Below are 12,975 nucleotides of genomic sequence, written 5' to 3' on the forward strand. Positions count from 1 at the left end.
ATATAGATAAAGTAGTTGATATAACGGAAGTATTAGAAAACACCATCACAGGGATTAAAGGCATAGGCGGTCTCCAGACCAGAGGGAAGTACAGGGAAGGGTATCCTAAATCACCATATGTTTAGGACAGTTAAGAATAAAAATTAACATGAAAACTTTGAGGAAACTTACTCCGGTTAATGAAAGCTCCTAAGGGAGTTTTTATTTTTTGCAATTTAATAATAATCATAAAGTTACATCCTAAATAATGTATAAACGAAATAAATATTTCCACTATCGCCTCCGACACTTAATCACTGAGTTCCGACCTCTGACTTCCCACATCTCACTTCTGGCCTTTGTCCTCTGCCTCACCCATGTATATCTTACTCTCAAAAGGTAAATACTAGTTTTTGTATCAATGTTAACAATGTTAACAGAAAATTAACATTGACAAAGTTAAGGTCTAAGTGATAAAATGATTAGTTAATTTGACATTTTTACCGGTTCAGTGTATAATGTAAATTGAAGAAAGAGGGTGTTTAGCATGGAAAAAGTAAGAACCTTATCCGCCATAAAAAAAGATATTGAGAGGCATATAGGCGAAAAAGTTACTTTAAAGGCTAATGGAGGAAGACGAAAGGTATACGTCAATGAAGGCGTATTAGAAAGTGTATACCCCAGCATTTTTGTTATTAGATTAGATAATGACACCCAAAGGACCGTCACTTACAGTTATTCAGATGTGCTAACAAAGACAGTTCAAATATCTTTTGGAAATTTTTAATAGGCTGATAACAAAACCGCATCTAATTAGATGCGGTTTTGTTTTTGAAAAATATAAAAAAGAAAGATGGTGGGTATCCATCTTTCAACTATGGTATAAAAGGGTATTGAGAATTTATGAGAGGTTATATGGTCAATAACCATAATCTATATTACGACAATAACTGATGTTTGTCAACAGTAAAATTAAAATTATTTTACATTTTTTTGTTGAAAATGGTAAAACGATTACATATATGCTATGGGAATTCTTTTTATAATTTAATATATATAATTTAATATATATAATTTTAAAAAATAAATTAAGTCATATTTTACCCTTAATTATTATATAAATTATAGTAGGTATTTTATGGGAGGGATAGCATGTCAGACATAAATCTCATCGGAGAATCTATAGAATTTGAACAGCTGCTAAATGAAAATTACACTGATACCATGGTGAGAGGGGAATATTTAATACCTGATACTCATCCGGATGTAATAAAAATACTAATGATTGATGCCAGGCCTTATATAATTAATACTGAGGTTATGCAGGATAAAGTATATGTAGAAGGTCAGGTAGAATATAATGTGCTTTATTTTGCGAAGGAAGAGGAAAGATTAGCGGTTAACAGTATTTCATACAATGATAAGTTTAACAGCCAAATTGACATTGGAGGAGCAGAACATAGAATGATATGTGAAGCGGAATGCGAAGTAGAACATATTAATGCTAATATCATTAATGAAAGAAAAATATCAGTAGATGGAATATTCAATATCAAATGCAGCTTGTATGAAAATAAAAAGATTGATATGGTAAAGGATATTGATTCTACAGAAAATGTACAGATGAAAAAACAGCATTCTTTTTTAGATAAGGTTGTAGGAAGCCTTAAAGGAGATATGACAGCTAAGTCAAGTCTTCAGCTTTCCGGTGAGAAGCCTGAGATTGGGAAGGTGCTAAGAATACTTCCAATGCTCCATAAGAAAGAAATTAAAGTTTTGGAAGGAAAAGTTCAGTGCAGTGCTTTTTGCAAGATTGATGTTTTCTATAAGGCGCCAGAGGGATCTGAGGTTAATATCCTTGAAGATGACATATATATAAGTGAGGAGTTCGATATGGAAAGCGCTCTTCCTAATATGACAGCTTTAGGAGAGTTTTTAATCCTCACTCCTGAATATGGAATAAGAGAAGACGATACAGGTGAAAGAAGAATTCTAGACATTGAAATTCCTGTTATAGTAAGATTTAAAGTTGTTTCTAAAGAAAATATGGATATTATAGAGGATGCTTACTGTCCTAAGCTGTCCATGGATCTTGATAAACAAAAACATGAATTAATCATGATGCTTGGACAAAATACTACAGAAACTATAGTAAAGGACAATTTATATTTGGATGCTCAAGACTCAGTGCCATCTCAGATAATCAGCGTAAGCGGAAAAGTGTTTATAATCGATAAAAAGATTATTGAGAACAAGGTTTTAATTGAAGGTATAATCAAAGCAGACGTGATTTATAGGAGTTCTGAGGAGAATTCGAACATTGCTTTAGTTTCAGGGGAGATTCCTTTTAACACTGCTGTGGAGATACCCGGTTTGAAGATCGATATGATAGCCAGAATTAAATCTAATATTGAGAGTCTGGATGGCGATATTGAAGCTAATACCATAGCTTTAAAGGCTGTTATAAACACAAACTGCAGAGCCTTCTATAAGACCTCCAGAGATTTTTTAACAGATATAAAATACAGCGAAGATTTTCCAATGAAAAAAAGCAGTATAACCATATATGTGGTTCAGCCAGGGGATAACATTTGGAATGTAGCTAAAAAATATTATATAACCCAGGAAGAGCTCATAAGTGTAAACGGGATTGAGCCTACTGCAGAAATTAAAGCGGGAGATAAGCTTCTCATACCGGGAAGAGCGATTATGTAATTAATATTATAGATTTAAGTGCAGCGCCATATTTAAAGGATGCTGCACTTATTTTTTGTTTTTTTAAGTTTGTTATAAGCTACTTTGACATAGTATATCTTCAAATATATTCCTTATGGATATTTTATATTTTAGTAAAATTTAAAAATAATCTTTAATATTTAAGATTATTGGATAAAATAAGAGAAGTTTAAAAATGTGGAATGAATAATTAAAATAACTGTGGATAAAATAAAAAATGCTATGCTGGGGAGTGATATTTTGACTGACGAAATAAAGAGAAGTTTGATAATTATAGGCGGAGCAGAAGATAAAAAAGGAGGAAAAGAAATATTAAAAGAGGTTTGTTCTTCTATTAATAAAGAAAATGACAATCTTGTTATTGCAACCTTAGCCACAGAGTCACCGATGGAAGCTGGTGAAAGGTATAAAAGGATATTTAAATCCTTAGGTGTTCGTAACATAAAGACTTTAGATATAAGCAACAGGAATCAGGCTTTTCTTGAAGAAAATTCAAATAAGACAGAAGATGCTGCTTTAATATTTTTTACTGGAGGGGATCAGCTTAGAATTACAAGCTTGATTGGCGGAACACCGGTAGGATATGCCATGTGAGAAAGTTATGAAAAAGGATGCGTATATGTAGGAACCTCTGCAGGAGCTTCTGTAGTATGCGAAACTATGATAGTTTCGGGAGAAGATGAAGAATCTCCCAGAAAATGTACTCTTAAAATGTCACCAGGGCTGGGCTTTATAAAAAATGTAATCATAGACCAGCATTTTGCACAAAGAGGACGGATTGGAAGAATACTTGCGGGAATTGCTCAAAATCCTGAAATACTTGGAATAGGCATCGATGAGGATACTGCAATTGTAGTAAATGAAAAATCAATTTTAAAAGTTATTGGCTCTGGAGCAGTATACATAATAGATGGTACAGATATTACTCACACCAACGTTTCAGAGCAGTATCAGGATGAAATACTATCAATATTTAATGTGAAAATGCACATACTCATTAAAGGTAACGCTTTTGACCTTAATAAGAGAGCACCTATGGAGGAGGAAAAGACTCAATGAAAATCCTAGACTACAGACTTTATGAGGGAATCAATATTTATTCTCATAAGAAGTGTGCTAAATTTATCCTGGATTTAGAAGGATATAAGGATATTCCAAGCAAGGATATTCCTAACTTTAATTATAATCTTATAAATATTCTTCCGGAATTAAAGGAGCATAGATGTGGTATTTATGAAGAAGGTGGATTTGTAATAAGGCTTGAAGAGGGAACTTATTTAGCTCATATCTGTGAACATACTATAATAGCTATACACAATCGGTTAAATATGGATGTAAGTTATGGAAAAGCAAGAGAAATAAAGGATGATTTATATTATATTATATTTCAATACTGCTACAAAAAAACCGCTGTATCTATAGCTAACTTAGCAGTGGACTTAATTAATTCATTGATAAGCAGTAATCCTGTAAATTTTCAGGATAGGCTAGAACATATAAAGACGGTACTTAAAGAAGAGGCTGTAGGACCAAGTACTGAAGCTATATGCTGTGCAGCAGAAAAAAGAGGCATTCCTGTATTATCCTTAGGAGAAAATGGATTTTACCAATTGGGTTATGGGAAGAACGGAAGGGTGATAGAAGCTGCAATCTCACCTTTTACCTCCTGTATCGGAGCTGATATTTCCTGCGATAAGCTTTTTACTAAAAGGCTTCTTCAAGAACAGTGCCTTCCGGTATCTAGAGGTAATAAGGTGAACAATACCATTGAGCTGATTCAATCAGCTGAAGATATTGGATATCCGGTGGTATTAAAACCCCAATACGGCAGCAAAGGCAATGGCGTCATAGTAAATATTAAAGATCAGGAAACTCTTGTTGAAAAATATTCCTTTCTTAAGGAAAGCTGCAAGGATATAATAATTGAAAAGCACTGTGTGGGAAATGATTATAGAGTATGTATGATAGATTACAAGGTTTCCGCGGTTTCGCAGAGAATACCTCCTTTCATAATTGGAAATGGCAGAAATACTGTAAAGGAACTAATAGATATAGTTAATTTAGATAAATTAAGAGGAGAGGATCATGAAAAACCTCTTACAAAAATTAAGATAGATGATGCTTTGATTGCTTGTATAAATAAGCTTGATTATAATTTAAATACAGTAGTATCTGAAGGTGAAAAAGTATTTTTAAGGGATAATGCAAATTTATCCACCGGAGGAATAGCAGTGGACTGCACAGAGGAGATATGTGATGAAAATATTGAATTTTGTGTAAGAGCAGCTAAAACAATAGGTTTAGATATATGTGGAATAGATATATGCTGTGAAGATATAAGCATACCTTTAAGTGAGCAGGAAGGTGTAATTATAGAAGTTAATGCTGCTCCTGGAATAAGGATGCACCATTATCCATCCTTTGGTGAAAAGAGAGATGTAGCTGGGAAAATAGTGGATATGTTATATAAAAACGCATATGAGAGCATTCCTTTAATATCAGTAACAGGAACTAACGGAAAAACTACCACTACCAGAATGATTTATCATACCTTATCTCAAATGGGCTATACTGTAGGAATGACAACTACAGGAGGAATTTATATAGGAAAACAATGTATAGATAAAGGTGATACCACAGGTTTAGAAAGTGCAAGAGCGGTTCTTATGAATCGGGATGTAGAAGCTGCGGTATTAGAAACAGCCCGGGGAGGAATAATAAGAAACGGACTTGCTTACGGGAAAGCTGATGTAGGTGTAATAACCAATATCACCACAGATCATTTAGGTATAGATGGTATAAATACCATGGAGGAGCTTGCTTTTGTAAAGTCTTTAGTGGTTGAAGCTGTTAAAGAACAGGGATTCGCTGTTTTAAATGCTGATGACTATTGGAGTATGAAGGTGATTAACAGAGTAAAATGCAGCTTAATTCTTTTTGGGAAATCCAGAGAAAATCCTTTTATATTGGATAATCTGCAGAAAGGCGGATATGGTATTTACCTTAAAGAAGATAAAATTACAGTGGAAAGAGAAGGAAAAATATATAGCCTTTGCGGAATTGATGAAATCCCCATAACTTTAAAGGGTAAATTAAAGTATAACATAGAAAATACCATGGCCGCCTGCGGAGCTTTAATAGGCATTGAAGTAGATTACTGTATGATTAAAAAGGGGCTTATAAGCTTCAGAGGAGATGAAGAAGATAATCCTGGAAGGTTTAATATCCATAATTTTAATGGATACACTGTTATTTTAGACTATGGACATAACATAGAGGGATACAAAGCTGTACTTTCTGCAGCAGAAAATATACCTCATAACAGACTGATTGGGGTGATTGGAGTACCGGGGGATAGACTAAATGAAAATGTATGTGAAATTGCCAAAATAAGCAGTAAATATTTAGATTATATTTATATCAAAGAGGATGAAGATAAAAGAGGAAGAAAAACAGGAGAAATAGCTAGTTTGCTGGAGGAAGGCATAATAGAAAATCCTGGTAAAAGCAATAAATATGAGATTATACTTGATGAAATAGATGCTTTGGATAAAGCAATGGCAAAAGCTCTTCCTGGAGATTTAATAATAATTTTCTTTGAAGACTATGACAGGGTAGATAATTTTATAAAATCCAAAAAGAATTGTGAGGATAAAGAAAATATTATTTAATATTATATTAACTGTAAGCACTGCTTTCAATTTGATAAAATTGCAGGTGGTGCTTTATTTATATTTTATATTAATTAAAATAAAAGTTCTTTACATTAACTGAAATGTTATTGATAATGAAATATGATAATACTTTTAATTTAAGGGGAGTAGCAGGATGATAGCTAAGGCTTATGCAAAAATTAATATAGCTCTTGATGTGGTTGGTAAAAGGGATGATGGCTACCACTTATTAAAGATGATAATGCAGCAGATAGATTTGTATGATGAGATAACCGTAGAAAAGGCTGAAGGGGATATAGTATTAAGCTGTAATAAAAAATATGTACCTTTAGACAGCAGAAATCTTGCCTATAAAGCCGCAGCTCTTTTTTTAGATAATTATTCTATAACTGAAGGAGTTAAAATCAATATTGAAAAAAATATACCGGTATCAGCTGGTCTTGCGGGAGGAAGTACAGATGCTGCTGCGGTGCTTAATATAATGAACAAACTCTTTGAGGTAAATGCCTCGGATAAGGAGCTTAGAGATTTAGGATTAAGACTTGGAGCTGATGTTCCTTATTGTATTACAGGAGGTACAGCTTTATGTGAAAATATTGGTGAAGTTATAACTCCATTAAAACCTTTTAAAAACCATATAGTAGTTCTGGTGAAACCAAACTTTGGAGTGTCTACCAAAGAGGTGTATAAAGGTTTGGATATGAGTAAGATATATAAGCATCCAAAAGTGGATGATATTATTAAGCTCATGGAAAAAGATGATTTAAAAGGTACAGCTCTAGAAATGAAGAATGTTCTTGAAAATGTTACTTTAAGAAAGCATCAAAAACTTAGGAAGATTAAAGAAGAAATGATGGACTTAAATGCTTTAGGATCCCTTATGAGTGGAAGCGGGCCTACGATTTTTGGTTTCTTTAAGGATATGCAGCAGGCACAGAAGTGCTTTGAAAAAATGAAGCAGGATTATAATGAGGTTTTTATAACCCGAACTGTATAAATTAATTAATAGTGAATAACTCTCTGAAATTTGGTAATAATTACTGATATCAGGGGGTTGATTATGTGTTAAAAAAATTTGTATCATCATTAAGTATATTAGCTTTACTTTTAAGTGGATGTTCAGATATCCCTTTAAAACATAGTAAAGAAGAAACTGTACAATCTCTTAGCGAGAAGGTTATAAGATTTCACGTGCTTGCAAACAGCGACAGTAATTCTGATCAAGAGCTTAAGCAAAAAGTAAAGGATGAGGTCATAGCCTCTATAATGCCTATTATGAAGGAATCAAAAAACCTTCAGGAAAGCAGGAAGCTTTTACAGGAAAATGACGAAAAAATAAAAAATATAGCTTTAAAGGTTATTAAGGAGAGAGGCTTCAATTATAGTGTACAAACCTCTTTATCCAGAGAAAACTTTCCTGTGAAAAGATATGGAAGTATAGTTTTCCCTCAGGGAGAATATGAAGCTTATAAAATAATTATAGGAGAAGGAAGAGGGCAGAATTGGTGGTGTGTAATGTTTCCGCCTATATGTTTTATTGATATAACAAAAGGTGCTGTGAAGGAGCAGGAAACAGAAGAGGAAATGAAAAGATATCTGTCCGAAGATGAATTTCAAGCTATTCAGGAAGAAGATTTAGCTGCTAAGGCTAAAAACAATAGTGAAAAAAAAGATAAAATTAATGATACATCAAAAAGCAATAAAAATATATCGGATAAATCCGGAAAAAATAAATTAAAGACGCAAAAAAAGAATACAGAAAACACCCTTCCAAATCAGAAGGGGAACGATAGTGAAAAAGCTTTATCCCAGGATAATTCAGGTGATAATAATATTATTTTTAAATTTAAACTAATGGAAGTTTTTCAGAGTCTATTTAATTAACTTTTATTTTGGGATTTAAGTGTTAAACTAAAATAATAAAGCTCAGGTAATAATGAATAAAGCTTCTCATTTAAGGGTGGAGAGGCTTTATTCATTATTTGATTTGTAAATTAATTAGTAAATTTAAAATTTTACTTGATTAACTGTATGAAAATAACTAAACTAAAACCTGGGGACTAATAGATTAAGTAAGGTGGAGAAAGATAATGACGAAAGCTATCGCGATGATATCAGGAGGATTAGACAGTATTTTAGCTGCTAAACTGGTGAAAGAACAAGGGATTGAGGTAATAGGGGTTTGTTTTAAGTCTTACTTTTTTGGAGAACAGAATGCAGTGAGAATGTGCAAACAAATAGATATTCCTCTTAAAGTTATAGATTTTTCTGAGAATCATTTTGAAATGGTTAAAAATCCAAAGCATGGACATGGTAAAAATATGAATCCATGTATAGACTGCCATGCAATGATGATGAAATACTGCGGTAATCTTTTGGATGAATTAAAGGCGGATTTTATTATTACAGGTGAAGTTCTAAACCAAAGACCAATGTCTCAGAACAAGAATTCTTTAGAACTTGTTAAAAAGGAATCCGGTTTTTCTGAAAAGATTTTTAAGGCCTTTATGTGCTAAAAATCTTGAACCAACTATTATGGAGAAGTCTGGACTTGTAGATAGAGAAAAGCTTATGGATATTTCAGGAAGAAATAGAAGCGTACAAATGGAGCTTGCTAAGCAATGGAATATAGTGGATTATCCATCTCCAGCAGGAGGATGCAAGCTTACAGAACCTAATTTTTCTCAAAGATTAAGAGACCTAGTTAACCATAAAGAAATCATTGCTTCTGAAGATATAAACCTCCTTTGGTATGGAAGGCAGTTTAGGATTAATGATAATGCTAAAATAATTGCAGCCAGGACTCAGGAAGATGCAGCTAATATAAAGAAGCTGATTGATAAAGAGAATATCATATTCTTTCCAGCATCTTACAGCGGTGCAATGGTTGTGGTTGATGGTTATATAAATGATGAAATTATAAAAATTGCAGCAGGGATAGCTGCGCGATATTCTAAAGGTAAGAATGAAAAGCTTGTTAAAGTTAAATATGGTAATTACGGTTCTCCTTTAAAGGAAACAATTGAAGTTGAACCTATAAAGGATGAGCTTTTAAATAGTTATTCAATAAACAATTAGAAGGGATGTTATGATGAAAAAGAAAGCGATTATATCTATATCCAGCAATCAGGAAATAGATAAGGATGATATAATAGAGGTTATCACTCCTGGAGATTTCTATAAGGATACACATGGATTTCGAGTGTCCTATGATGAAACTGAAATATCCGGTATGGAGGGAACTAAAACTAAATTATTAATAACTGAAGATAAATTTATGCTTGAAAGGGAAGGAACCACTACCACTAAAATGGAGTTCCAGAAAAACAATGATTCTTTAAGCCTCTACAATACGCCATACGGTATGCTTGAGCTTAAGATCCATACAAAGGATTTAAAGGTTAATGTAAATGAAGAGGGCGGAGAAGTTTTTGTAAATTATAATTTAAGCATTGGTGGACAAAAACCTCAAACAACGCTGCTTACAATCAAAATAAAAGCTTAAAGATATAAGGAACCTTGTATAATATTTAATTAAATTATTGTCTAAAAAAAATAATACTGACAATAATTTGTATATAATATATTTTTGGAGGTTCCTATGCTTATTATTAATGAAAAGCTGTATAATCAAATAATTGAATTTATATGCACCTATAACGGTATTACAAAAGGGGAGCTGTATTCTATATTAAAAGATAAAGACAGCAGATATCTTTTGTTTTTAATACTAAAAAAGTATAGTTGTACAGATAAAGAATTAATATTAAAAATATTAAAACTAAAAAGTAAGAACACTGTTAATTCAAGTTTTAGAAAAGCAGAGGAAAAATTCTTTGTAAATAAAGAATTTAGAGAGAGATACTTTAAAATAGAAGAAAAAATCAAAGAGATAATTTAAAAAGCGAGGCGGAACCTATATAAAAGTTCCGCCTTTTTTAATATAAATAATCTTTCCAGGCTTTATTTAAGGCTTCGATGCCTGGGGCAATTTCATTTTTAGAAATCCCTGCAAAGCTTAAAACCACTCTGGTATGACCACCTAAGGGAGAAGTGGGAGAAACTAAAATTCCAGCTTTAGCTGCACTTATGCAAAGCTCTTTAGAAGTAGCATCAGACTTAAGTGTAAGTATGATTGACAGTGAAGTTTCCAAGAGGGTAATGTCCATTATCCCCTTTAGATTGTTTTCTAGAGCTGAATATAACATCTGACTTTTTGTGTAATATAGTTTTCTTAATCTTCTCAGATGTTTTTCAAGATGTCCCTGAAGTATATATTCTGCAAGGGCAAGCTGTTCAATCTTGCTTGCTGTCTGATTATAAAATTGTGAACGCTGCTTATATTCCTTTAATAAAACTTCCGGTAAAACCATGTATGATATTCTCACCGAAGGTAGAAGGAGTTTTGAAAAGCTTCCAAGATAAATTATCCTTTCTCTGTTCATCCCTTGAAGAGCTGGTAGAGGTCGAGCTCTATACCTAAGCTCTCCGTTATAATCGTCTTCTAATATAAAGGCTCCAGGTTTACTTTTCAACCATTTAAGCAGTTGATCTCTTCTTCCTGTTAAGGTGGAGGCGTTACTTTTTGGTCTGTTAGAAGGAAGGTCCAGCAGTATATCTGCATTACTTTCCTCGAGCTCTTTAGGAAGTATGCCATCAGCATCTCCGGGGAGATGACATATTGGAAAACCAAAGTCATTAAATATCTGTTCTGCTTGCTTAAATCCAGGGCTTTCAATGGCAATACAGCACTTATCTAAAAGCCCGCAGAGAAGGGTGAAAAGAGGTTGAATTCCTGCCCCTATAACTATATTATCAGGGTTTGAATGAACTCCCCTTGAAATATAGCTGTATTCCGATAATGCTTCTCTTAAAGCATATTCTCCCTGTGGTTCTCCGTAGGATGTTATTTCCTTCTGCCGATTAAGTACTCCCCTAAGATGCTTCTTCCAAAGGGTGATATCAGCGGCAGATGAATCTATCCTGCTGCTTCCAAAGTCATATATTATATTATCTTCCTTTTGAATGGATTTTTCTTTTCTTTCTTTATTGATAAAGTAAGAAAGCTCACGGACATAATAGCCTTTTTGAGGCTTGTTTTCTATATAGCCTTCTATACAGAGCTGATTATAGGCTGTTTCAACTGTGGTACGGCTGACGTTGAGTTCTGAAGCAGCCTTGCGTATGGATAGAAGCCTGGTGTTCTTTTTTAGCTGACCATTTTGTATAGCACTTTTAACTGATTCATAAAGCTGTTTATAAAGCGGAACAGCTAAGTGATAATCTAACTGTAAAAAATCGTAAAGCATAATATCCTCCTATAACTTTCAAACTGTCCTTATAAAAATAATATAAACTGTATATTTTAATATGTACAGTTATTAATTATAATAATATCACAGTTAACTGGAATTAACTAATAGGAGAGAGTTTATATGAGATATGAAGAACAGATGCAATTAAACAGAAATCTTGCTCAAATGCTTAAGGGCGGAGTGATAATGGATGTAACTACCCCTGAGCAGGCAAAGATTGCTGAGGCTGCAGGAGCTTGTGCGGTTATGGCTTTAGAGCGGATACCTGCAGATATTCGTGCTGCAGGTGGAGTAGCTAGGATGAGCGATCCTAAAATGATCAAGGAGATACAATCCGCTGTAAGTATCCCTGTTATGGCAAAATGCCGTATAGGTCATATTATGGAGGCTAGAATTTTAGAGGCTATAGAAATTGATTATATAGATGAAAGCGAAGTTCTGAGTCCTGCGGATGATGTATATCATATCAACAAAGCAGAATTCAGAGTCCCTTTTGTCTGTGGTGCAAGAAATTTAGGCGAAGCGCTGAGACGTATAAATGAGGGCGCTTCAATGATAAGAACCAAAGGAGAGCCTGGAACAGGAGACGTAGTACAAGCTGTTAGACATATGAGAAGTTTAAACAGTGAAATAAGAGGTCTTGTATCTATGAGAAAGGATGAACTTTATGAAGCTGCAAAGGAGCTTCAGGTACCATATAATCTAGCTGAGTATGTTCATGAAAATGGAAAACTGCCAGTGGTTAATTTTGCGGCAGGAGGAGTTGCCACCCCTGCAGATGCTGCTTTAATGATGCACCTTGGTGCTGAAGGAGTATTCGTAGGCAGCGGAATTTTTAAATCAGGAAATCCTGAAAAAAGAGCTGCGGCAATCGTTAAAGCTGTTACTAACTATATGGATCCCTATGTTCTTGCTGAGATTTCTGAAGACTTAGGAGAGGCTATGGTAGGTATAAATGAAGATGAGATATCCCTGCTTATGGCGGAAAGAGGCAGATAATTTCTATGAAAAGAGATATAAATATTGGTGTTTTAGCACTTCAGGGAGCTTTTGCTGAACACATTAATATGTTGAAAAAATTAGATGTGCCCTGCTTTGAAATACGGCAGCATGGTGATTTGACCCTTCCCATGGATGGACTTATACTCCCTGGAGGCGAAAGTACTGTACAGGGAAAGCTCCTCAAGGAGCTTGGTATGTTTGATGAGCTCAGAGAAAGGATAATGAAGGGTCTACCGGTTTATGGAACCTGTGCAGGGCTGCTGCTTCTG

The 12,975-nt window shown here is 33.8% G+C and carries 10 protein-coding genes and 3 pseudogenes; 12 read left to right on the forward strand and 1 reads right to left on the reverse strand.

Annotation, left to right across the window (positions count from 1 at the left end; genetic code table 11):
- From TA89_RS17900 to TA89_RS02580, 10 genes and pseudogenes are all read left to right on the forward strand, one after another.
- On the forward strand, nucleotides 1-125 hold a 125-nt coding region (locus TA89_RS17900), incomplete at its 5' end, for a sporulation peptidase YabG (protein ID WP_278246191.1).
- A 401-nt stretch (nucleotides 126-526) separates the two neighbouring features.
- Complete coding sequence (locus TA89_RS02540; protein ID WP_040210578.1) at nucleotides 527-766, forward strand: Veg family protein; 240 nt, start codon at nucleotides 527-529, stop codon at nucleotides 764-766.
- Nucleotides 767-1,131: 365 nt separating this feature from the next.
- Nucleotides 1,132-2,694 carry a DUF3794 and LysM peptidoglycan-binding domain-containing protein gene (locus tag TA89_RS02545; RefSeq protein ID WP_040210579.1) on the forward strand — a complete coding sequence of 521 codons (1,563 nt, stop codon included), beginning with the start codon at nucleotides 1,132-1,134 and terminating at the stop codon, nucleotides 2,692-2,694.
- A gap of 261 nt (nucleotides 2,695-2,955) precedes the next feature.
- A pseudogene (locus TA89_RS02550) lies at nucleotides 2,956-3,774 on the forward strand (cyanophycinase).
- Nucleotides 3,771-6,386: a cyanophycin synthetase gene (gene cphA, locus TA89_RS02555; RefSeq protein ID WP_040210581.1), complete on the forward strand. Its 2,616-nt coding sequence runs from the start codon at nucleotides 3,771-3,773 to the stop codon at nucleotides 6,384-6,386. Before TA89_RS02550 ends, cphA begins: the two are co-directional and overlap by 4 nt.
- Nucleotides 6,387-6,543: 157 nt before the next feature.
- Entirely contained in the window at nucleotides 6,544-7,386 is an 843-nt protein-coding gene (gene ispE, locus TA89_RS02560) for a 4-(cytidine 5'-diphospho)-2-C-methyl-D-erythritol kinase (RefSeq protein ID WP_040210584.1), read from the forward strand.
- A gap of 65 nt (nucleotides 7,387-7,451) precedes the next feature.
- Nucleotides 7,452-8,273 (forward strand): stage II sporulation protein R, encoded by an 822-nt coding sequence (gene spoIIR / locus TA89_RS02565; protein WP_082023822.1) that lies wholly within the window; start codon nucleotides 7,452-7,454, stop codon nucleotides 8,271-8,273.
- 206 nt (nucleotides 8,274-8,479) lie between these two features.
- A pseudogene (locus tag TA89_RS02570) lies at nucleotides 8,480-9,467 on the forward strand (tRNA 4-thiouridine(8) synthase ThiI).
- Nucleotides 9,468-9,480: 13 nt separating this feature from the next.
- Nucleotides 9,481-9,894 carry a YwiB family protein gene (locus TA89_RS02575; RefSeq protein ID WP_040210586.1) on the forward strand — a complete coding sequence of 138 codons (414 nt, stop codon included), beginning with the start codon at nucleotides 9,481-9,483 and terminating at the stop codon, nucleotides 9,892-9,894.
- A 96-nt stretch (nucleotides 9,895-9,990) separates the two neighbouring features.
- The gene (locus tag TA89_RS02580; RefSeq protein ID WP_040210588.1) at nucleotides 9,991-10,290 is read left to right on the forward strand and encodes a hypothetical protein; all 300 of its coding nucleotides are present in this window, start codon (nucleotides 9,991-9,993) and stop codon (nucleotides 10,288-10,290) included.
- 37 nt (nucleotides 10,291-10,327) lie between these two features.
- On the opposite strand, the gene pdxR is transcribed toward TA89_RS02580, so the two are convergent.
- Entirely contained in the window at nucleotides 10,328-11,698 is a 1,371-nt protein-coding gene (gene pdxR / locus TA89_RS02585; protein ID WP_052447280.1) for a MocR-like pyridoxine biosynthesis transcription factor PdxR, read from the reverse strand.
- A gap of 126 nt (nucleotides 11,699-11,824) precedes the next feature.
- On the opposite strand from pdxR, the gene pdxS reads away from it, so the two are divergent.
- Together pdxS and TA89_RS02595 are read left to right on the forward strand one after the other, a co-directional pair.
- The gene (pdxS, locus tag TA89_RS02590) at nucleotides 11,825-12,703 is read left to right on the forward strand and encodes a pyridoxal 5'-phosphate synthase lyase subunit PdxS (RefSeq protein ID WP_040210590.1); all 879 of its coding nucleotides are present in this window, start codon (nucleotides 11,825-11,827) and stop codon (nucleotides 12,701-12,703) included.
- A gap of 17 nt (nucleotides 12,704-12,720) precedes the next feature.
- Nucleotides 12,721-12,975, forward strand: a pseudogene (locus TA89_RS02595) (pyridoxal 5'-phosphate synthase glutaminase subunit PdxT); the annotation flags it as partial.

This window comes from Clostridium polynesiense (assembly GCF_000820705.1).
In the GTDB taxonomy this organism is placed as follows: Bacteria; Bacillota; Clostridia; order Clostridiales; family Clostridiaceae; genus Clostridium_AA; species Clostridium_AA polynesiense.

Excerpts from the sequence above, each read along its gene's own strand:
- TA89_RS02540 (WP_040210578.1), top strand. The coding sequence starts at position 527 with ATGGAAAAAGTAAGAACCTTATCCGCCATAAAAAAAGATATTGAGAGG.
- TA89_RS02545 (WP_040210579.1), top strand. The coding sequence starts at position 1,132 with ATGTCAGACATAAATCTCATCGGAGAATCTATAGAATTTGAACAGCTG.
- cphA (WP_040210581.1), top strand. The coding sequence starts at position 3,771 with ATGAAAATCCTAGACTACAGACTTTATGAGGGAATCAATATTTATTCT.
- ispE (WP_040210584.1), top strand. The coding sequence starts at position 6,544 with ATGATAGCTAAGGCTTATGCAAAAATTAATATAGCTCTTGATGTGGTT.
- TA89_RS02575 (WP_040210586.1), top strand. The coding sequence starts at position 9,481 with ATGAAAAAGAAAGCGATTATATCTATATCCAGCAATCAGGAAATAGAT.
- TA89_RS02580 (WP_040210588.1), top strand. The coding sequence starts at position 9,991 with ATGCTTATTATTAATGAAAAGCTGTATAATCAAATAATTGAATTTATA.
- pdxR (WP_052447280.1), bottom strand. The coding sequence starts at position 11,698 with ATGCTTTACGATTTTTTACAGTTAGATTATCACTTAGCTGTTCCGCTT.
- pdxS (WP_040210590.1), top strand. The coding sequence starts at position 11,825 with ATGAGATATGAAGAACAGATGCAATTAAACAGAAATCTTGCTCAAATG.